General features: G+C 75.1%; 16 protein-coding genes and 1 pseudogene. 3 read left to right on the top strand and 14 right to left on the bottom strand.

Translation table 11 applies throughout. The features are described 5' to 3' along the window. Positions 1-763: 763 nt before the first annotated feature. From ACFV61_RS25640 to ACFV61_RS25675, 8 genes and pseudogenes are all read right to left on the bottom strand, one after another. Entirely contained in the window at positions 764-922 is a 159-nt protein-coding gene (locus ACFV61_RS25640) for a DUF6760 family protein (protein WP_347878560.1), read from the bottom strand. Further along, positions 919-1,374 (bottom strand): annotated as a pseudogene (locus ACFV61_RS25645) (hypothetical protein); the annotation flags it as partial. The gene ACFV61_RS25640 and the pseudogene ACFV61_RS25645, both read right to left, overlap by 4 nt. Positions 1,375-1,434: 60 nt before the next feature. Beyond that, positions 1,435-1,875 (bottom strand): phage tail protein, encoded by a 441-nt coding sequence (locus ACFV61_RS25650; RefSeq protein ID WP_063346012.1) that lies wholly within the window; start codon positions 1,873-1,875, stop codon positions 1,435-1,437. Between the two features lie 38 nt (positions 1,876-1,913). Then, entirely contained in the window at positions 1,914-3,461 is a 1,548-nt protein-coding gene (locus tag ACFV61_RS25655) for a phage tail sheath family protein (protein WP_380494085.1), read from the bottom strand. A 166-nt stretch (positions 3,462-3,627) separates the two neighbouring features. After that, complete coding sequence (locus tag ACFV61_RS25660) at positions 3,628-5,763, bottom strand: AAA family ATPase (protein WP_380494087.1); 2,136 nt, start codon at positions 5,761-5,763, stop codon at positions 3,628-3,630. After that, positions 5,760-6,521, bottom strand: coding sequence for a DUF4255 domain-containing protein (locus ACFV61_RS25665; RefSeq protein ID WP_380494089.1), 762 nt, complete (start codon positions 6,519-6,521; stop codon positions 5,760-5,762). The genes ACFV61_RS25660 and ACFV61_RS25665 overlap by 4 nt, the downstream gene beginning before the upstream one ends. Beyond that, positions 6,518-9,727, bottom strand: coding sequence for a hypothetical protein (locus tag ACFV61_RS25670; RefSeq protein WP_380494104.1), 3,210 nt, complete (start codon positions 9,725-9,727; stop codon positions 6,518-6,520). The genes ACFV61_RS25665 and ACFV61_RS25670 overlap by 4 nt, the downstream gene beginning before the upstream one ends. A gap of 203 nt (positions 9,728-9,930) precedes the next feature. Beyond that, positions 9,931-10,656 carry a LuxR C-terminal-related transcriptional regulator gene (locus ACFV61_RS25675; protein WP_380371178.1) on the bottom strand — a complete coding sequence of 242 codons (726 nt, stop codon included), beginning with the start codon at positions 10,654-10,656 and terminating at the stop codon, positions 9,931-9,933. A 239-nt stretch (positions 10,657-10,895) separates the two neighbouring features. On the opposite strand from ACFV61_RS25675, the gene ACFV61_RS25680 reads away from it, so the two are divergent. Continuing rightward, on the top strand, positions 10,896-12,212 hold the full coding sequence (locus tag ACFV61_RS25680; protein WP_380483813.1) for a hydrolytic protein: 1,317 nt from the start codon (positions 10,896-10,898) through the stop codon (positions 12,210-12,212). Positions 12,213-12,698: 486 nt separating this feature from the next. On the opposite strand, the gene ACFV61_RS25685 is transcribed toward ACFV61_RS25680, so the two are convergent. The 4 genes from ACFV61_RS25685 to ACFV61_RS25700 all read right to left on the bottom strand — a co-directional run bounded on the left by ACFV61_RS25685 (position 12,699) and on the right by ACFV61_RS25700 (position 16,847). Beyond that, positions 12,699-14,126: an RtcB family protein gene (locus ACFV61_RS25685; protein ID WP_380494091.1), complete on the bottom strand. Its 1,428-nt coding sequence runs from the start codon at positions 14,124-14,126 to the stop codon at positions 12,699-12,701. Positions 14,127-14,176: 50 nt separating this feature from the next. Continuing rightward, complete coding sequence (locus ACFV61_RS25690) at positions 14,177-14,632, bottom strand: archease (protein WP_380494092.1); 456 nt, start codon at positions 14,630-14,632, stop codon at positions 14,177-14,179. A gap of 81 nt (positions 14,633-14,713) precedes the next feature. Next, positions 14,714-16,018 carry a styrene monooxygenase/indole monooxygenase family protein gene (locus ACFV61_RS25695; RefSeq protein WP_380494094.1) on the bottom strand — a complete coding sequence of 435 codons (1,305 nt, stop codon included), beginning with the start codon at positions 16,016-16,018 and terminating at the stop codon, positions 14,714-14,716. A gap of 76 nt (positions 16,019-16,094) precedes the next feature. Then, on the bottom strand, positions 16,095-16,847 hold the full coding sequence (locus ACFV61_RS25700; protein WP_350881847.1) for an alpha/beta fold hydrolase: 753 nt from the start codon (positions 16,845-16,847) through the stop codon (positions 16,095-16,097). Between the two features lie 229 nt (positions 16,848-17,076). Between ACFV61_RS25700 and ACFV61_RS25705 the strand changes: the two genes are divergently transcribed. Beyond that, entirely contained in the window at positions 17,077-18,027 is a 951-nt protein-coding gene (locus ACFV61_RS25705; protein ID WP_380494096.1) for an SDR family NAD(P)-dependent oxidoreductase, read from the top strand. 46 nt (positions 18,028-18,073) lie between these two features. Here the strand turns inward: ACFV61_RS25705 and ACFV61_RS25710 are convergent, their stop codons facing one another. Then, on the bottom strand, positions 18,074-19,264 hold the full coding sequence (locus tag ACFV61_RS25710; RefSeq protein ID WP_380494098.1) for a proteinase inhibitor I4 serpin: 1,191 nt from the start codon (positions 19,262-19,264) through the stop codon (positions 18,074-18,076). 190 nt (positions 19,265-19,454) lie between these two features. Further along, positions 19,455-20,147, bottom strand: coding sequence for an AAA family ATPase (locus ACFV61_RS25715; protein ID WP_380494100.1), 693 nt, complete (start codon positions 20,145-20,147; stop codon positions 19,455-19,457). 173 nt (positions 20,148-20,320) lie between these two features. On the opposite strand from ACFV61_RS25715, the gene ACFV61_RS25720 reads away from it, so the two are divergent. Beyond that, a complete protein-coding gene (locus ACFV61_RS25720; protein ID WP_380494102.1) occupies positions 20,321-20,755 on the top strand; it encodes an AMP-binding protein in 435 nt (144 codons plus the stop codon). Positions 20,756-20,810 lie beyond the last annotated feature (55 nt).

The raw sequence follows: 20,810 nt of genomic DNA on the forward strand, positions 1-20,810 counted from the left end.
GTGCCCGGGCGGGGGGGGGACCAGGGCACCCGGGGTGTTGGGACGCGACCGGGGGCGGGGTGCAGCTGTCCGCGGGTTCCGTCGGCGGGGCGACGGGACCGGCCGGTCAGGCCCGGCCTGCCCGGCAAGCGGCACCTCGGAACCGTGAGCAGGGGTGGGGGCGGCGGCGGGCGCGGGGGCAGCCGGCGCGGCGCCGCCCTCGGCGGCCACCGCCCGTGCGGGCAGCCGTCGCACCGCGGCGCCGGACCTCTGCACCTGCCGCACCCGACCGAGCCCGCCCGTCGCACCCGGCCCGTCCCCCGCCGAAGCCGAAGCCAGGACCGAATCCGAGGCCGGATCCGAAGCCACCGACGGCGCCACCGCCGGTGCGGCGTACGGCAGCACGGGCCCGTCCGCCCCTGCGTAGACCGCCGGGCCGAGGGGCCGTGCCACCGCCCGCAGGATGCCCGCCGGGGCGGACGGCAGGACCGCGTGTCCGAGTGCGCCGGTCAGCGAGGGGTTCTGCCAGGAGGCGAGCCGGGACCGGAACCGCAGGCCGTCGCTGACCCCGCCCGCCGCCCCCGCGAGGGTCGGGGTCAGGGGCGCGACCGCGCGCCAACCACCGTCCGGGGCGGGCACGTCGGCCCGGGGCGCGGGAGCCGCGTCACCCGTGCCGCCCGTAACACCTGAGACACCCGAGGTACCCGGGGCACCCGAAACGCCCGCCTCGCCCGGGCCGCCGGCCTTCCGCCGTCCGAGCCGGTCCCGAATCCCCATCCCGCGCTCACCCGCCTTCGTTGACGCGGGTGTTGATCCGCGCGATCTCCCGCACCCACGCGCGGCGTTCCTGGTGGGACAGGTCGAGGATGTCCTCCCGCTGCCAGTGGAAGTGGTAGGCGATGTACGCGACCTCCTCGTACAGCCGGGTGGTCGCGTACGTCACCATTCCCCCAGGCGCCCACCAGCGAGGTCGACTTCGAAGGCCCCGTCGCAGTGCGGGCAGGTCACCGCGGCGCGGGTGTGGCCCTCGCTGTTGATCCGCTGGTAGAAGTCCTGGAGGAACGCGACGTCGGTGGCGTACATCTGCTCGACGACGCCGGCGTGCACGTCGGTGACGGTGCCGAGCCGGGTGATCACGTGGCTGAGCAGCACGACGCTCAGGTACGCCGGGTTCTCCTTGACCCGCAGGTCGATCTGGGGCATGAGTTCGTCCCGCGCGGTGGCCAGGCGCATGGCGCCGTGCCGGTGCAGGGTGCCCTCGTCGTCCAGGTATCCGCGCGGGAGCTCGAACTCGAACTCCGTGTGCAGTCCGTGCCCCTGGGGGCCCCGCCCCCGCTGCGGCGCGGCCGCCGGGGGGGGCGGGGCCCCGGCGGGGGGGGGGGGGGGGGCGGCGGCGGGCGCCGCGGGCGGCTGCCGGAGCCTGCTCCAGGAGTTCGTCGAGGCTGATCCGTCGTCTCATTCGACGGTGATCTCCTCGAACACGATGGTCACCGTCTCGGTCGCGGCGCTGGACTCACCGGCGGTGAGGGTGGGGCCCTCCCACCGGCTGGCCCAGGCGTTCATCAGCTGGATCCGCCGGAGCGTGGCGCCGGTGGTGTCCTTGACCTCGATGGTGAGGTTCTGGCGCGCGGTGTTGATCGCGCCGTTGTTGAGGGTCTCGTTGATCCACTTGGTGAACGCCCCGCTCTTGTCGAGCCCGCGGGTGATCGTCACCTCGCCCGGCAGCCGCGCGCCGGGCTGTTTGCGGACGATCAGCTTGCCCTGCTGGGTCACCTGCTTGTACTCGACGACGTCCTGGTCGACGGTCAGGTTGCTGATCTCCTTGACCGACTCGACGTTGTAGCCGCCGAGTTGGACGCCGAATATGTGTGTGGAGAGCGGATCGCCTTCAGCCATGACTTCCTGTCACCTTCCGGTCTGTGCTGGCCTGCTGGTCACTCGTTGACGAGGCTCGTGCTGTCCGAGAACTGGGACAGCCGGAACACCACGAACTCGGCGGGCTTCACCGGAGCGACCCCGATCTCGCACACCACCTGCCCGAGGTCGATGGACTCCTGCGGGTTGTTCTCACGGTCGCACTTGACGTAGAAGGCCTCCGCGGCCGTCGCGCCGAACAGCGCGCCGCGCCGCCACTCCTCGGTCAGGAACGCCGTGATGTTGCGGCGGATGCTCGACCACAGCCGGTCGTCGTTGGGCTCGAACACCACCCACTGGGTTCCCAGGAGGATGGACTCCTCCAGGTAGTTGAAGAGCCGCCGCACGTTGAGGTAGCGCCACGCCGGGTCCGAGGAGAGGGTCCGGGCGCCCCAGATCCGGATGCCGCGCCCGGGGAAGGCCCGCACGCAGTTGACGCCGATCGGGTTCAGCAGGTCCTGCTCGCCCTTGCTGAGGCGGATCTCCAGGTCCACCGCGCCGCGGATGACCTCGTTGGCCGGCGCCTTGTGCACGCCGCGCTCGGCGTCGCTGCGCGCCCACACGCCGGCGGCGTGCCCGCTCGGGGGGACCATCGTGTTGCGGCCGGTCGCCGGGTCGAACACCTTGATCCACGGGTAGTACAGGGCCGCGTAGCGGGAGTCGAAGCCCGCCTCGTTGTTGCGCCAGTTGCGCATCTGCTGGGCGCTCAGCCCGGGCGGGGAGTCCAGGACGGCGATCCGGTCGCCCATCTGCTCGCAGTGCGACATCACCGCGAGCTGGACGGTCCGCACGCCCTCGGCGTCGATGTCGCCGCGCTGGTAGGCGCTCATCAGGTCGGGCACCGCGACCATGGTGATCTCGTCGATCGCCTCCAGGCCGGAGAACCCGGTGCGGGCCGAGGCGTCGCCGATGTACTCGGCGGGGCTGAGCCGGGTCGTGGCGGCGGGGGCGACCGGCCCGGGCGCGGGGGCGGCGGCGAGGGCGAGCGTCTGGCGCTCCGGGCGGCTCGGCGCGGTGCCCGGCTGCTCGCTGACCGCGACGAGCTTGGACTCGCGCAGCTGGGTGACGACGTAGCCCTTGGTGTTCTTGCGGGTCGAGACGTCGTACGTCTCGGCGACCTCGGTGCCCTTGCGGACCACCAGCCGGAACCGGTCGTCGGGGACGTTCTCGCCCTCGACGTCGGCGATCTCGACGGTCAGGTCGGCGCCCGCACCGGGCAGGGCCGTGAACAGGAAGCCGGCGTGGGCGGTGGGCGCGGGCGCCGATCGGGCGACCGGCGGCCAGCCGCCGGCCGCCTCGCCGCCGGGCTCGCCGATCCGCACGACGTAGACGGCGCCGCCGCCGTTGGCGAAGAAGCCGTAGACGGCGTGGGGCAGGTAGGTGCCTTCGGAGAAGCCGCCGAACTGCTGGACGTACTGGTCCCAGTTGGTCACCAGGGTGGGCTCGTGGAAGGGGCCGGTCTGGGCGAAGCCGACGAGGGCGGCGACGGCAGTGCCGACACCCTCGATCGGCCGGGCACCGGACTGGACCTCCTCCACGTACACGCCCGGGGTGAGGTACGACGGCATGCTCGCTCCTTCGGGGTGGCCGATCATTCGCCACCGAGTCTGCTGCCGGGCCGCCGCCCGCGACATGTCCGCAGGTCCCGGACCAGGGGCAGAGCCGCTGCCCCGGCGGGCACCCCGGCAGGGCCTCACCGGTCGTCAGTCGGCCGGTGGCCTCCCGCCCGCGCGCTCAGGCCCGCCCGGTGCCCCCGGAGGCACGCGACCACGGCCCGAACTCGCTCTCCAGGACCAGCCGGCCGAGCTTGCGGTACTCCCGCTCGACCGCGAACACCAGCTCCGCCATGCCCAGCGGGCGGCCCGTCTCGGCGGCCAGGTAGGCCGCGGTCACCGCGCAGGCCCGGATGGAGCCGCCGGCGAGCTCGAAGTGCCGTGCGCAGAACGCCAGGTCGAGGTCGTCGCCGCGGGGGATCCGCGGGCCCAGGCAGCGCTCCCACAGGGCGTGCCGCTGTTCCTCGTCCGGCACCGGGAACTCCGCGATGACGTCCAGCCGCCGGGTGAACGCCTCGTCGAGGTTGGCGCGCAGGTTGGTCGTCAGCACGGCGATCCCGTCGAAGGACTCCATCCGCTGCAACAGGTACGCCGACTCCACGTTGGCGTGGCGGTCGTGGGCGTCCTTGACCTGCGACCGCTTGCCGAAGATCGCGTCGGCCTCGTCGAACAGCAGGACGGCGTTCACGTGCGAGGCCTCGGTGAAGATCCGCTCCAGGTTCTTCTCCGTCTCGCCGATGTACTTGTCCACGACGGTGGACAGGTCCACGACGTACAGCTCCATGCCGAGTTCGGCGGCGACCACCTCGGCCGACATGGTCTTCCCGGTGCCGGACTCCCCCGCGAACAGTGCGATCACCCCGCGCCCGCGCCCTCCGCCCGGCCGCATCCGCCACTGGCCGAGCACCTGGTCGCGGTGCCTGGCGCGCAGCGCGAGCTCGTGCAGCTGGCGCGCGGTGGGCTCGGGCAGCACCAGGTCGTCCCACCCGACGGCGGGCTCGATCCGGCGGGCGAGGCGGGCGAGCCCCGCCCCGTTCTGCGCCCGCACGGCGGCCCGCAGGTCGTCGGCGGTCACCGGGCGGTGTTCGGCGGCGGCCGTCCTGGTGGCGACCCCGGCGGCCCTGGCCACCTGGTCCTCGTCCAGCTGGTACGGGGCGACGGCCTCGGCCAGCTCGGGGCCGAGCACACCCTCGTACAGCCCTTCCGGTTCACCCGAAGGCTCACCCGCAGGCACACCCGAAGCCCCGCCCAGCGCGTGCGCCCAGCGTTCGGCGCGCTGCGCCGGGTCCAGCGGCGGGGCCACGAGCACCACCGGGCTCTCCTGCGCCCACGTCGGGTCCCACGGGCGCGCCCCGTGCACGAGCAGTGGCACCTCGGCGAGTTCCGCGCACAGCTCGCGCAACAGCCCGGCCCGCTCCGGGCGTTCGGGTTCGAGCCGCTCCAGCGGGCCCAGCACCACACCGCTGCCGCTCAGCCGCGCCTCCCGGGCGAGCGCCCGGACCACGGCCTCCGGGGGGCGGGCGGCGAGCGCGGTGACGTCGACGACCAGGGCCCGGCGGCCGAGGCCCGCGAGGGCGTCGACCGCGAGCCGCCCGGCGTTGCCGCCCCGGTCCAGCAGGTGCACCAGTCCGCCGCCGTTGGCCACGGTGGCGCGCAGCCGGCGCGCGGCCTGCGGCGGGGTACCGGCGCCGGCCCGGCCGACGTGGACCAGCCCGCGCAGCGCGCCGTCGGGTTCGTCCGAGCCGAGCAGATGGGCCGTCACCCGGTCGGGCAGGCGCAGGCCCCGGGAGAGCAGCGGGCGCTCCGGTTCGGTGATCTCCAGCAGGCCGCCGGCGATCAGCGGGGCCTGGGCGGTGAAGCGGAACCGGCCGGCGCCCGCCCCGGACAGCCCGCACAGTTCGAGCGCGAGCCCGATGGTCGGCCGGCGCAGGGTCAGGTCGTCGTTGAGGTACCCGTAGAGCCGTTCGAAGCGGGTGTCGAGGTCGGGGGCGAGTGCCACCAGCAGGAGTTCGAGGTCCAGCGGGAGCAGTCCGAAGCCGTCGACGAGCCGTTCGGTCCTCGATCCGGGCGGTGGCGGCGGCGGTTCCCCGAGGTCGGTGCCGGCCCGGCCCGTCGCGGCGGGCGCCGCGAGGATCCGTTCCGCCGCCTCCGGGGTGAGGTACTGGCCCCGGTACGGGTCGTCCGGGTCCGGGTCGTCGGCCCTGCGCTCGCGGACGGCGGCCCGGATCCGCTGTTCGAGGCGGCTCAGCCGCTCCCACAGGTCGTCCAGGTCGGCGGCGGGCCCGCTGGTGGCCGCCGGTTCCAGGTCGAGGGTCATCGCGGCGCACCGCCGCGCCGTCTGCGGCCGGGCGGCAGCCGGCGTTCCCGGGGCGCGGCGAAGCCGTCCGCGCCGGGGTCCGTGCCGCCCTCGTAGCGCAGCCGGCGGCCCGGGTCGGCCGGGTCGACCGAGTCGGCTGTGGCCTCCGGGGCGTCCTCGTCCCTCTCGCCGCCCTCGCCGTCCTTGCCGCTCTTGTCGACGGCGCGCAGCACGAGCCCGTCGGTGACCGGGGGCCCCGCCGGGGCACGCTGGCCGGACAGCGGGGCGAGCACCCTGAGGTCGATCGAGGGTTTCAGCTCGCCGCCGAGGGCCGACCACACGTCGGACACCGACGGCATGCCCTCGCCGCGCCCGGCAGTCTCCAGCCCGACGGTGAGCCCGAGTTCGGCGAGCGTGCCGGTGAGCAGGCGGGCGGGCAGCGCGTCGGTGGCCGTCAGGCAGCGGAGCACCTCCGACAGCAGCCGGTGCTCGTCCTGGGCCCGGTTGGTCCACGCCGTGACCAGGTAGGCCAGTTCGAACCAGCGGGGCGCGCTGCGCCAGGCCACGACCACGCCGTCGGCGTCGTGCTGCTCGGCGGAGCCGGCCTGGCGGCGGGACACGTCCTCGCGGATGCCGTAGAGGAAGACGCTGACGGTGGGGGCGTTGCGCCGGGCGGCCCAGTCCCGGGTGGGCGAGTCGAAGACCAGCTCGATCCCGCGTTCCTGGAGGCCGCTCTCGACGAGCAGGAGGCGCAGCGCCTCGTCGACTTCGTGGATCACCGCCGCTGCACCTCCCCCGGCGGGCCGACGCTGCCGACCACCACGAGGAAGGGGGTGGTCACCGGGGAGAAGCCGGGGCCGCTCGCGGTGATGGTCCGGGGGCCGGTCTCGTCCTTGGCGAGGATGAGCAGCTGGCCCGCGAAGGTGCCGTCGGCCTTGGGGATGGTGGGTGCCGCGGCGGCGGTGATGCCGGGCGTCCAGGTGAGGGTCACCGGGGTGCCGGGCGGGAAGTCCAGGCCGCGGACGGAGGTCACGAAGCCGGGCTTGCCGATCGGCGGCACCGCGACGATGCGGGGCTGGAGGATGCGCAGCGGGGTCCGCGCGACGTGGTCGCCCGGGGTGGCGTCCGTGCCGGTGGTGGTCAGGACGGAGGTGATGGTGGTGTCCAGGGTCGCCTCGGGTGCGAGCACCACCTGGACGACGGCGCTGCCGCCCGGGGGCAGGTCGGCCACGTCGCAGACGCCGCCGGTGCAGCCGGGGGGCATCGGCCCGGTGGGGACGCCGGCGGGCAGGCCGAGCGAGACGCGCAGTCCGGTGGCGAGGGCCTGGCCGTCGTTGCGCACGGTGTAGGTGACGGTGACCCGGCCGCCGACGTATCCGGGGTTCGGCTGGGCGCCGACCGTCACGGCCGGTCCGGCCTTCGGCGCGGGCGGCGCCGGCTGCGGCGCGGGGGCCGGGGCAGGGGCGGGGGCGGGGGCGGGCGGCGGTGGCGGGGCCGGCGGTGAGGAGACGGGCGGTGTCGGGGTCTGGGTCGGGGTCTGGGTCGGCGAGGCAGTCGGGGTCTGGGTCGGGGTCGGGGACGGGCTCGGGGACGGCGACGCGGCCTGGACGGGTACGACCGTCTGCGCGATGTTGTCCTCGGGCTTCGGGTCGACCACCGCCCCGGTGACCCACCAGCCGAACCGCTGGTCGCCGGCCACGGTGCCGACGACGGTGGCGGCCACCTGGACGACCGCGCCCGGGGCCAGGGTGCCGAGTTCGCACCGGAGGGCGTCGGCGGCGCAGGTGCCGGCCGTGGCCTTGAGCCCGGTGAGCCGGGCGCCCGTCGGCACGGACGCGGTGAGCGCGGTGCCGGGCGAGGGCGCCGGGCCGTGGTTGGTGACGGTGATGGCCACCGTGGTGGAGTCCCCGATCTGCATCGGGATGGTGGCGGCCGGCGCGCTCAGCGACAGGTCGACGGACTGCTGGACGCTCGGCTCCTTCTGCCGCCCCGGCAGCCTGGAGTTGACGGAGGTGAGCCGACCGGTCGCGAAGTCGTAGCTCTGCAGCGCCTCCGGCGAGTTCGCCGGCAGGGCCCGGCGGGAGGTCAGCACCAGCTGTCCGCCGTCCGCCGTCCAGGCGACGTCGCGGGGCTGGAACGGGCCGGTGGCGGAGGTGTCCGGCAGCGGGCGGCGGCAGGCGTTCCGGTCCTGGCTCAGTCCGGCGGGCAGGATCACCGTGCAGCCGTCGCCGGTCGCCGAGCTGACGAGGACTCCGTTCTGCTGGTTGAGCCCGCCGTCGCCGGTCTTGCGGTTGAAGGCGACGCGCCGGCCGTCGGGCGAGAACGCGGGGCTGTCGTCGATGACGTCGCAGGCGCCCGGGCAGGCCCTGCGGCTGAGGTCGGTGGGCCGGTCGAGGGCGTTGGCGGGCACGGTCCACACGTGCTTGTTGCCGCCGTTGCCGTTGATGACCTCGGTCCTGGTGTAGGCGATCAGTTTGCCGTCGGGGGACCACGAGGGCTGGGCCAGGGAGGCGGCCGGCTGGTTGTTGGTCGGTTCGACGGTGCCGACGATCGCGCCGGTCGACACGTCCGCGATCAGCACCCGTCCGGGGCCGGAGGCCGTCCCGACGCCGCCGGGCGAGGTCCTGGTGAAGGCCATCAGGCGGCCGTCGGGCGAGAGCTCAGGGTCGGTGTCCCAGTCCTTCGGCCCGCGCCCGGCGAGGTTCATCGGCTTCGGGTCGGAGCCGTCGGCGCCGGTCTGCCAGATCCGTTCGATCCGGCCGGCGGGCGAGTCCTCGAAGCGGGTCAGCACGATCCGCCGGCCGTCCGGCGTGTAGGTCTGCCGTTCGAACCACGGGTCGTAGCCGGGGCGGGGGTTGAACAGGGGGTCGGCCGCGGGGTCGGTGTTGGTGTCGGCGGCCGGGTCCTCCCGGAGCACGCTGACGCCCAGGTCGCGCGGGTCCGCTCCGTCGGGGCGGATGTCCGACAGGTCGGCCACGTCGGGGGTGTCGGCGCTGTTGCGGTCCACGACGGGCCCGCCGCCCTTCTGGGGGCCGAGCCAGACCGGTGTGCGGACGGCGCGGTCCTCGCTCGCCACCAGTTCGGCTCCGCCGCAGAAGCAGGTCAGGGCGCGGTACACGTTCTCGTACGGCGTCGGGTCGGCGTTGAGCCGGTTGGGGCTGAGGAAGAGCACGCCGCTGCCGTCGGGCAGCCAGCCGGCGGACCTGGTCCGCCAGTCGCCGCCGATGCCGGGGAAGAACGCCCGGTCGTTGGTGCCCTCGGGCGAGATGACCCGCAGCTGCGGCCCGGTCTGGCCGGCCTGGTCCCAGGTGTAGACGATCTGGTCGCGCAGGTCGGGGGCGTCCACCGGGTTCCACGCCGGTTCGACGGCGTTGCCGGCGGTCACCGCGGTGATCCGCCGCGCCGCGCCGCCGGCCAGCGGCATGACGTAGACCTGGGTGTGTACCGGGTCCACGTCGCAGGTGTAGGCGACCCACTTGCCGTCGGGCGAGACCGTCGGGTGCGCCTCGGAGTCCGCGGTGTCGGTCAGCCTGCGCAGGCCGGTGCCGTCGGTGTTGACCACCCAGAGGTCCCGCTGGGTCTGCCCGTTGCGTCCGCCGGGCTCCACCGCGTCGAACACGACGGTCCTGCCGTCCGGGGTGAGCGTCGGCTCCGCGGTGTCCATGCCGGTGGTGAGCCGGCGCACCGCGCCCGACGCCTCGCGCAGGTAGACCTGGGGCAGCGGGCCGTCCCGCAGGCTGGTGAACACCAACTGGTCCCCGCGCGCGGAGGGTTCGGTGTCGAAGTGGACGGGGCCGGGCCCGAACAGCGACGCGCTCGACGTCGGCCCGGTCAGCCGCGCCAGGCTGCGGTGGCCGGTGCCGGCGTAGACGATCCGTCCGCTCTCCGCCGTGGCCCCGGCGGCCACCGGGGCGGCGCCTCCTCCGTCGCCGTCGGAGTTGGCGGTGCCCAGCGTCACCACGGCCACGGCCAGGGACAGCAACATCGCGACGGCGGCTCGCGCCGAGCGCCGCAGGGGGCGGGGAGTGCCGGTGGCGCCGATCACGCTCAACCTCACAGACCGAGAAGGCGGTACGTCCGGCAGTCTCCCCGGCCCGGGCGCGCGGGCGACAGGCCCCTGGCACCCGAGCCGGGGGTAGCGACCGGTGCCCCTGAGGGCAATCCGGCGCCGACGCTCCGGCTGCGTCCTCAGATGAGGCCGTGGCGCATCGCGTACCCGACGGCGTGGGCGCGGTTGCGCAGTCCCAGCCGCGTGGTGATCTCGTGCAGCACGTTCTTGACCGTGCGTTCGGAGTACGAGGTCTCGGCCGCTATCTCACTGGTGTCGAGGCCGTCGGCGACCAGCCGGAGCATCTCCGCCTCGCGCGCGGTCAGGGTCGACAGGGTCAGGCCGCGCGGGTCGAGCATGGTGCGCTGGAGGCTGCCGACCCGGTCGAGCAGCTTGCCGAGGAGGTCCCCCGGCATGACTCCCTCGCCGTTGGCCAGGGCGGTGATGAGGTGGACGAGCCGGTCCTGGTCGGCGTCCGAGCGGCGCAGCACGGCGCCGACGCCGCACTCGATGATGGTCTGCAGGCCGCCGGCCTCGAAGTGGCCCACGACCAGCCCGGTCCGGCTCTGCGTGTTGAGGCGCAGCCGGCGCAGCCGGTCGGTCACGGCGTCGTTCAGCCCGTCGACCACCATCAGGGAGACCTGGGCGCGCGCGACGTCGCCTTCGGCGAGCAGTTCCACCTCCGGCCGCTGCCTCAGCTGCTGGACGACGCCGGTGTGCAGGATGATGTCCTCCGCGTACACCGCCACCTGGACCCGGCCGGGCTTCACGTTCACGCGCACCGTGGCGGGTTCGGCCGATCCACGCGGTCGGGCCTGGACGGACCTGGTCGCCCCGACGGCCTCATGGGTGGTGGTCTCGATCATCGTCATCCAACTGTTCCGTTCTGCTTCGTCTGCGTCACCGGACGCATGGTGAGGACGGCCGGGCGCCATGTCATGGGGCCGGCCGCGGGTGTTGCCGGGGGGGCGGGGTGGGGAGCGTTGGCTGGGGGCGGGGCATCGGCCCCGGGCAGGGCCCGGTTGTTCCCGCGGGCAAGGGGTGTGCCCGCGGCTTGCCCGCGGGGCTCTCTCCTGGGGGTGTCCTCCGGTCCTACCGTCACGGCATGACCGCATCCGCCGAACTCGGCCTTCCCGCGCTGACGGTGTCGCCCGGAGACGTGGCCACGACGACCCTGACGGTACGCAACGACACCGATATCGTTGAGGCGTACTCGCTGGAGGTGGTCGGGGCCTGCGCTTCGTGGACGACGGTCGAGCCGGCCCGTCTCTCGCTCTTCCCGGGGACGTCCGAGACGGTGACGATTCGGCTCGCCCCGGCCCGCTCGCACGAGGTGCGGGCGGGTGAGTTCCCGCTCGGCATCCGGGTGTTGCCCGCCGAGCGCCCCGAACTGGTGACCGTGCCGGAGACGACTGTCACCGTGACGCCGTTCCGGGAGCTGCGCGCCGCGCTCGCTCCCCGGCGCCGCCGGGGCTGGCTCCGCGCCCGCTACCGGACGTCGGTGCGCAACCTCGGGAACACGGCGGCCGTCGTGACGTTCGCCCCGGCGCAGCCCGGCGAGGACGTGCGCTTCGGGTTCGCCCCGGAGCGGCTGCGACTCGCACCGGGCGAGTCCGCCGAGACCCGGCTGCGGGTGCGCGCGCGCAAGTTGATCTGGTTCGGCAAGCCGGCCACCTGGCCCTTCGAGGTCACCGTCGGCCAGGAGGGCGAGGCCGCCAAGCCGGACGGCCCGCAGCCGGCCGAGCGGCAGCACGTGCTGGAGGGCGAGTTCGTCCAGCACGCGCTGCTGCCCAAGTGGCTGCTCGCGCTCATCGCGGCGCTGATCGCGCTGGTGCTGGCCTGGCTCACGCTGGTCCGGCCGGCGGTGCGCAGTTCCGCGAAGCAGGCCGCCGACAAGGCCGTCGAGCAGAAGGCCGCCTCGTTCACCCCGGCCCCCGTCGCGGCCCCGCCGGCCCCGGTCCCCGGGGCGACGCCGAGCGGTCAGGGGCAGCAGGGCGGCGCTGCGGGCGGCGGCTCCGGCGGTGGTTCGGGCGGCGGCTCCGGCCGCTCGGTCCCGGGGACGGAGCAGCAGTTCTCCACGACGGTCGACGTGGCCACCAACACCGGCGGCTCCGCGGTGGGCGCCTACCGGGTGGACCACGGCAAGGTCTTCCGCATCACCGACATCGTCGCCGCCAACTTCCAGGGCGACCAGGGGCTGTTGACCATCAAGTTCGGCGAGCAGACGATCACGACCATCGCCTTGGAGACCTTCCGTAACCAGGACTATCACTGGGTGACTCCCATCGAGGTCCCCGAGGACCAGACCGTGACGGCGAGCGTGGTCTGCCAGCAGCCGGGCACACCCGCCTCGGGGAAGCAGGCCACCCAGTGCCACGAACTGCTGAACGTCAGTGGGCAGTTGAGCGATATCAAGCGCTGAAGCCGCACCTCTCCCTCACTTCTCGTTCACACCATGCACCTGTCAATGAAGTGCGACCTTACCGGCGGGTTCAGTAGTCGTTTCTAACACCAACCCGGCCTTGATGGGACAGAGAGTGACGTGAGTGACACCCGCCCGGAAGCCCGGCGGACGTCATAGGGCCCGCCAGGACCAGGCCTCCGCCCGAACGGGCAAGCGGAGCGGCCCGTTCGTACAGTGGATCCTGCCCTTTCGCCCATGCCTGACACCTCGTCAATCATGCTGCCCGAAAGCCGGATCGCCAACCGGTCGGTCGGTCAGAAACGGGCGAACAGCCCGTCCGGGTGCCGGTCGACGGCCGTCGGCCCAGCCGGGGGCACCGACTGGCTGTAGCGCTCGGTGAGCGACCGCAGTTCGATCACCGGCCGGTCGCCGTCCCGGTTCCGGTCCCGGCCCCGTCCGCCGGCATCGCCCACGTCCGGTGGGCCCGGGTCCGGTGTGCCCGGGTCAGCCCTTGACCACGCCCAGCGGCACCAGGCGGGCGACCGGCCGGGCCAGCCCGGCGGCCTCGGTGGCCGCGGCCACCGCGTCGACGTCCTTGTACGCCTGGGGAGTCTCCTCCGCCAGCGCCCTCCAGGAGGCCGGCCGCACCGCGATGCCGCGCGCCTCCAGTTCGCCGCGCAACTGCTCGCCGCGCACCGTCCGCAGCGCCTGGTGGCGGCTCCACACCCGCCCGGCCCCGTGGCAGGCGGAGCCGAAGGCCTCGTTGCCGGGCAGCCCGACCATGACGTACGAGGCGGTGCCCATCGTCCCCGGCACCAGCACCGGCTGTCCGGCCCGCAGGAGGTCGGCGGGCAGGCCGGGGTCGCCGGGCGGTAGCGCCCTGGTGGCGCCCTTGCGGTGGACGCACAGCCGCCGCGGCACGCCGTCCACGTCGTGGGTCTCCAGCTTGGCGAGGTTGTGCGACACGTCGTACACCAGCTCCAGGCCGACCCCGAGGGCGGTGGCGAAGGCGCGGCGGGCCGCCTCGGAGAGCAGCTGCCGGTTGGCCCGCCCGTAGTTCGCCGCGGCGACCATGGCGCCCAGGTAGGCGCGGCCGCGCGGCGAGTCGACCGGGGTACAGGCGAGCTGGCGGTCGGGGAGCTCGATCCGGTGGCGCTGCAGGTCGCGGTCCATGGCGTGGACGTGGTCGGTGCAGATCTGGTGGCCGAGGCCGCGCGAGCCGCAGTGGATCATGACGCACACCTGGCCGGGCCGCAGTCCGAACGCCGCCGCCGTCTCCGGGTCGTCCACCCGGTCGACGGCCTGGACCTCCAGGAAGTGGTTGGCCGAGCCGAGGCTGCCGACCTGCTGCAGGCCGCGCTCGACGGCCCGGGTGCTGACCTCGCCCGGGGCCGCGCCGGCCAGGACGCCGCCGTCCTCGCAGCGCTCCAGGTCGCGCGGCACCCCGTGGCCGTGCTCGACGGCGTAGCGGGCGCCGCCGAGCAGCAGGTCGTCCAGTTCCTCCGGTCCGGACAGCCGCCACAGGCCGCCCCGGCCGAGGCCGCGCGGCACGGTGCGGTCGAGCAGGTCCATCAGGCGGGTGACCCGCTCGGGGTCGAGTTCGTCGCGGTCGACGCCCGCGCCCAGCAGCCGGACCCCGCAGGAGATGTCGAAGCCGACCCCGCCGGGCGAGATCACCCCGCCCTGGTCGACGTCGGTCGCGGCCACCCCGCCGATCGGGAAGCCGTAGCCCCAGTGCACGTCGGGCATCGCGAAGGAGGCGCGGACGATGCCGGGCAGGGTCGCCACGTTGGCCACCTGCTCCAGTGCCTTGTCCCCGGCGGCCTGCGGCAGCAGCGCGCGGCTGGCGAAGACCACGCCCGGCACGCGCATCGGCGGGCGCGGTTCGATCCGCCAGCGGCAGCGGCCCGCCTCGACCAGTGCGATCTCCACTTCGCTCACCCCGTTCCGTGCCCGTTCCGCCCGGTGTCGCCCCGACCCGCTCAGACGTCCACCGTCACCCGGCAGGTCCAGCCGTCCGGGCCGGCGCGCAGGTCCAGGTCGTGCAGCGAGACGGCCTTCGGCACGGCGCCGACCAGGGCCGCGGTGGCGGCGTCCGCCATCCGGAAGCGGACCTCGACCGTCCGGGCGCCGTCCAGACCGCGGATCGGGCCGAGCGCCAGCCCGGCGGGGAGTTCGCCGTCGGCGTCCATCCGGTAGACGACCTCCTCCAGGACGCCCGCGAGCAGGTCCGCGTCGCTCACCGCGAGGACGGTGCAGCCGCGCTCGCCGACGATCCGCGCGCCGGAGAGGTCCGCGAAACCGCCCACGACGGCGTGCACCAGCTCGCCGATGCAGCCCTCGGCCGTCGGCGCCCAGGCCTCCACCCGCAGGTCCGCCGTGTGCGGCACGGTCCGGTGGCCGCTGCCGGCACGCCCCGCGGGTCCGCGACCGTCCACGAACGACGCCTCCCGCCCCCGTTGACGTTCCCCCCTCCAGCCTCGTCCCGCGGGGCACCCGGAAGCAACCCGGGCCGGACCCTAATCGCGGACCGAGGCGAGGTAGGCGGCGGTCAGGTCGGGGGTGGCCAGCCAGGCGGCGTGGTCGCTCGGCTCCGCGTAGGTGTTGGCGAGCCGGCGGGCGACCGTCTCGTGCTCGGCGGCAGCCGCGAACACGCCCTGCACGTGGTCCGGCACGGTGAGCATCGCGGCGGTGAACTCGACCGCGTGCCGGGCGTGTTGCCGCCAGAAGCGCTCTGCGGTGCGGCACATCCAGTCCGCGGTGTAGGGGGCCTCGCCGTGCTCGACGATCGCCCGCAGGTACGCCTGTGCCGCCCGCGCGGCGCTGTTGGCGCCCTGGCCGGCGATCGGGTCGTTCACCACCACCGCGTCGCCGAGGCCGAGCACGTGGACGGCGTCGACGCCGGTGCCCAGCTCCGCCACCGGCCGCCGCACCACCGGGGTGACGGCGCCGGACAGTCCGGCCCCGGCATCCGTCGGCTCGGCGTCCGCCCACAGCTCCGCCTCCCACGGCAGGTACTCGCGCAACAGGGCGCGCATCCGGGCGAGTTGGGCGTCGGGCGCCGGGGCGTCGCGGAACGCGTCCAGCGGCCCGCCGGGCAGCGCCTCCCACAGCAGGATCGCGCACGGGCCGGAGAGGGTCAGGGCCGGTTGCAGGTACAGCTCGCCCAGACCGGGCAGCGCGTGCATCCGCGCCCGCGGCTCGGTGGCCGGATCCGGCGAGCCCACCCCGTGGACGTACAGGCAGGAGAGCGCCCGCTTCGGCCGGTCGAACGGCGAGCGGGCGGCGTCGCGTTCGAAGATCCCGGCCAGTTCGCCGCGCCCGGCCGCGACCACCGTCAGCTCGTGCCGGCGGGCGAGCTCGCGCAGGCCGTCCCGGTCCAGCGAGCGGTACTCGACCCGGCCGCCGCGCTCCTCCAGCAGTTCCAGCCAGCGCGCCAGTTTCAGCCGCTGGTCCACCGACTGGGCGGGCTCGTCGAGCGTCATGGTGAACTCCAGCGCCCGCACCCCGGGCGGCACGGCGAGCACCGACCGGACGGCGCGGACCGCCGGCGCCTCGCCCGCCCACAGGTCCAGCCCGGCCGCCGCCTCGGTCCGCAGCGCCGGTCCGAACATCGCCTGGGTGGACAGCACCCGCCCGCCGCACACCTGCTCGGGGGTGCGCTCGGCGACCAGCGTCACCCGGTAGCCGGCCGCCACCAGCCCCAGCGCGAGCTGCAGGCCGGCCTGGCCCGCTCCGACGACGGCGATCCGGCGCATGGCGGCCTCCAGGGTGGGTGGTCTCGGCTGACGGTGCCGCCGGCGGCTCGGCTGACGGCCCGTCACGCAGGCACAGTAGCCGAGCCGCCGGGGCACGTCACCGGGGCCTCACCGGCACCGGCCACGCCCCGGCGCGGCCGGCTCAGCCGCGCAGGTGCGCGGTGAGCACCTCGACCACGGCCGCGGTCTGGTCCGCCACGTAGAAGTGCCCGCCGGGGAAGACCCGCAGGTCGAAACCGCCGGTGGTGTGCCGGTCCCACTGGGCGGCCTGGTCGACGGTGGCGTTCTGGTCGGTCTCCCCCACCAGCGCGGTGATCGGCTGCGGCACGGTCGCCTCCGGCGCGCAGCGGTACGTCTCGATGGCGGTGTAGTCGGCCCGCAGCGCCGGCAGGATCAGCTCGCGCAGCGCCGGGATGGTGAGGATCCGCTCGTCCGTCCCGCCGAGGCGCACGATCGTGTCGAGCAGCCCGTCGTCCGGCAGCCGGTAGACGGCGGTCTCCCGGGGCAGCGAGGGCGCGCGGCCCGCCGAGACGAACAGCCGCTCGGGCCCCGGGAGGCCGTCGCGGGCGAAGCAGCGGGCGGTCTCGAAGGCGACGGCCGCGCCCATGCTGTGCCCGAAGAAGGTCAGCGGCCGGTCCGTCCACTCGCGCAGCTCCCGGTAGAGCTGCTCGGCGAGCTCCAGCACCGAGTCGATCGCCGGTTCGGCGAAGCGGTTCTGACGGCCCGGGTACTGGACGGTGAGCACGTCGGCGTAGGGCGCGAGCGCGTTGGCGTACTCCATGTAGTAACTGGCGGAGCCGCCCGCGTGGGGGAAGATCACGATCCGGGCGGGGGCGGAGTCGGACGGACTGAAGCGGCGGAACCACGGGTTGTCGACGGCGGCACTGCTGGACATGCGGATGCTGACCTCTCTCCGTGACGAACTCTGCTGCGCCCAGTCTCGCAGGGCCCCGACCGCCGCGGGTCCGAAACCCGGCGGTTCGACGATCTTGAGGCCCGACGGCGGTGACGGCGATCTGTCAGCGATCTGCCGGTCAGGCCTGTGATCGTGGGCCTGTCGGCCCGGCCGCGGTCTCGAATCGCGGGTGGCCCGGCAGCCCCGAATACGCCAGGAGGCCATCAGCATGTCGTCCACAACCCGCAACCGGCCGTGGGACGTTCACCGGCCGCCGTCCGCCGCCGGCAGGAGCGTCCTGGTCACCGGGGGCAACGCCGGTATCGGCTACTTCGTCGCCGAGCAGCTCGCCGGGGCGGGCGCCGTGGTCGTGCTCGGCAGCCGGGACGCCGGTCGGGCCGGGGCCGCCATGGCGTCGATCCGCTCCCGCGTCCCCGGCGCCGTGGTGCACCACCTCCCGCTGGACCTCGCCGACCTGCCCTCCCTGCGGGCCGCCGTGGACGGGCTCGCCCTCGACCACCTCGACGCGGTCGTCCACAACGCCGGGGTCGCGCTGGACGATCCGCCGCGCCGGGAGACCGGCGCCGGGCACGAGCTGATGTTCGCGACCAACCACCTCGGGCACGTCGCGCTCACCCGCTGGCTGGCCCCCCTGCTCGCGGCCGCACCGGCGGGCCGCATCGTGACGGTCGGCAGCTTCGCGGCCCGCTCGGAGCGACTGGACCTCGACGACCTCCAGTCGGCCGTGGACTACCGGCCCAAACGCGCCTACGGCCGCTCGAAACTGGCGCAGATGACCTTCGGCCTCGAACTCGACCGACGCCTCCGCGCCGCCGGCAGCACCGTGCTCAGCCTGCTGGCGCACCCCGGCGGCGCACTCGACTCGCTCACCCCGCCCCGCCCGCCGGTCCACACGCGGACCGTCGGCGAAGGACTGCGCGGCCTGCCGGCCGGGCTCCTCCTCCAGGGCAAGGACCACGGCGCGTGGCCGATCGTCCGGGCCGTCCTCGACCCGCAGGCGCAGGGGGGCCAGCTCTGGGGGCCCCGGGTCTTCGGCCTGCGCGGCGCCCCCCGCCTCGAACCCGCCCAGCCCCACCTGACCGACCGCACCGTCGCCGCCCACCTCTGGGACGCCACCTGCCGACTCGCCGCCGTGGACCCCCACCTCGGCCTCCTCTGACCACCACTCCGACCGGCCACCGCTCCGGCCCCATCCGTCGGGGAGGTCAGTCCACCCAGAGATCCGGTTCGGTCACCCAGCCGGCGGCGAGGACCAGCCCGGTGACGCGGTGGACGGCGAGGAAACCGAAAGGCCGGGCGAAGCAGACCTCGACGTGTCGGATCCGGTACGGGGGCGGTGGCGGAGCGCCTGCGCCGGCGGCCAAGATGCTGGTCACCGAGGCCGCCCGGAAGCCGCGCGGGCCGAAGGTCGCGGTGGCGGTCTGGGCGGCGCTCTGGACGAACAGCGGCTCGCCGTCCGAGAGCCCGGGCAGTCGGTGCTCGACCCGCGAGGGGGTGCTCGCCGACGCCAGGCCGAACAGTTCGGGGCGCGCCAGCAGGTTGTGCTCGGCCTTGACCGTGAACCGGGGGACGTGCACACACAGTTCCGGCTGCGGCTCGCGGCTGCGTCGCCAGCCCAGGGTGAGTCCGGGCCCCGGGGATCCGGTGGGCAGGCGGTCCGCGGTGATCCGGCGGTGCCGGTGGGACAGCGCCCCTATTCCGGCGGCCAGCACCCGGCCCGCCGGGGCGTCCGGCTCGCCGAGCAGCAGCCGGACGTCGATGTCGCCGTGCCCGAGGACACGCAGCTCGGTGACCGGTCCGGTCGGCGTCTCCAGGACGGCGGCCCGGTCCAGCAGGGAGGTCCACCGCGACAGGTACGCGACCGGTCCACCCCACTCGTCCTCGAGTTCCGGTCCTGCTCCCTCCTCGAACGGGCGGATCCAGTCGGTCCGGACGGTGAGCGCGGCGGCCAGCACCAGGCGGGTGTCCGGGTCCAGGCTCACCGGCATCGCGTCGATCAGACCGTCCGTGCACCGCGCGGCCCAGGCGTCGAGCGCCCGCCGGTCCTCCGCCGTGTCCCCGCTCAGCCGCCCGTGGACGTCCGCCGGCAGTGCCGCCGACCACTCCGGCCGAAGCCGGAGCCGATCCGCCGACCAGAGCCCGAGCGCCGCACCGACTCCCGGCAACCCCCGCAACAGGCCGAGGAGTTCACCCGCACACACGGCGGCGGCCTCGGCCGGCATCCCGAGGGCCTCCTCCAACTCCCCTCGGACGGCGGGGCTCCCCGCCGGAGCCAGCACCCCGAGCAGCGGCCACACCCCGGCCGGCATCAGCACCGTCCCGTGGACCGCTGGTGCCTGCTCGACCCATCGTGCGCCCAGCCCGTTGACCGCCCGTACCGCCTCGGCCCGGCCCATCCGTCCCCCCTCGATCGGCGTTTCGCGCGCCGAGCGTAGGGCCTGGGCGAGGCCGGGCGCGAGGGGATTTCACCGCGCCCGGCGCAGGGTCAGGTCCTCGTCGGGGGCGGGCTCGTGGACGCGGACGACGTGGGCGTCGGCGCCACGCCGCGCTCCTGCCGCCACCACGGCAGGAGCGACGCCGGGGGCCTCACCGGGCCGGGCCGAAGTTGACGGCTGTGGCGCGGGAGCGGGAGGCGGTGTCGAGGAGCAGGACGGACGCCGCTTCCGGGGCCGGGGTCGGCGCGCCGGAACGCGTGTGGCGGGTGAAGGCGGCGAACAGCTGGTCCAGGCCCCGGCGGTGGCGGGCGAAGACCCGGGCGGAGGCGTGGCGGCCCCGGGCGCGCTGGCCGTCCAGCGCGGTGGCGGCACCGACGTCGAGCAGCACCAGGTGCAGTTGCCGGCCCTGCCGGGCGGCCTCGCGGGCGAGCCAGCGGCGCATCCAGGCGCGGCTGCCGCAGTCGTGCACCAGCAGTGGACCGCCGCGCCGCACGGAGGAACGCAGCAGCCGGACGTGCTCCAGCCGGGCCCAGGGCCGGTAGACCGCGTACGGCAGGCGCGCGGGCATGACCGCCTCGCAGGCCTCGTGCACGGCGCGCGGGTCGACGGTCGGCACCGCCCCCGCCCCGGACCAGCGCCGCAGCAGCGTGCTCTTGCCCGCGCCCGGCAGGCCCGACACGACCACGACGGCGTCGGGCGGGTAGCCCACGGTGAACGCCGCCCCCGCGACGCCCCGCAGGTCGAGGACGCCGTGCGGGCGCTCCTCGGCCCCCTGCCCGCCCGGCGCCTCGGCCGTGCCCGTGCCCGTACTGGTACTGGTGCTGGTGCCCGTGCTGGTGCCCACGTGTCCCCCGTCCCTGTCCGACGGGGAACCCTAACAACTCCCGGCCGCGGGTACGGCACTCCGGTCCGGTCACGGCGGGACGCCCGGCAGCGGCCCCTGCCCCCGGGATCCCCGCACCGCTGCGCCACCGCACCCGCCCTAAGCTGACGTCCCATCAGACAGGAGGCCGCAGCATGGCGGAGTCGGGGCCGACGTACACCGGGCTGGTGTTGGCGGGGCTGGAGCGGGATCCGGGGCGGGTGGCGATCCGCTGGGGGGAGGAGGCGCTGACCGCCCGGGAGTGTCTGGACGGGGTGTACCGGACGGCGCGGGCGCTGGCGGGTGCCGGGCTCGGGCGCGGGGACGGGGTGACGGTGCTGGCCGGGAACCGGCCGGAGGCGGTGCTGGTGCGGTTGGCCGCGAACCTGCTGGGCTGCCGGGTCGCGATGCCGCATCCGGACGGCCCGGTCGGGGAGTCGGTGGCGCTGGCCGGGTTCGCCGGGACGTCGGCGCTGGTCTTCGATCCGGCCCGCTGCCGGGCCGCGGCCGGGGGGGTGGGGGCGGCGGGGCACCCGCGGTACGGGGTGGCGGCCGCCACATTCCGGATCGGCTACGCGCCGACGCGCTAGCTACGGAGTGAGACCCGTGGAGTCAGGCCCGTGAGGTCAGGCCGTGGAGTCAGAC

The sequence above is a fragment of the Kitasatospora sp. NPDC059817 genome (assembly GCF_042731835.1).
Taxonomy (GTDB): domain Bacteria; phylum Actinomycetota; class Actinomycetes; order Streptomycetales; family Streptomycetaceae; genus Kitasatospora.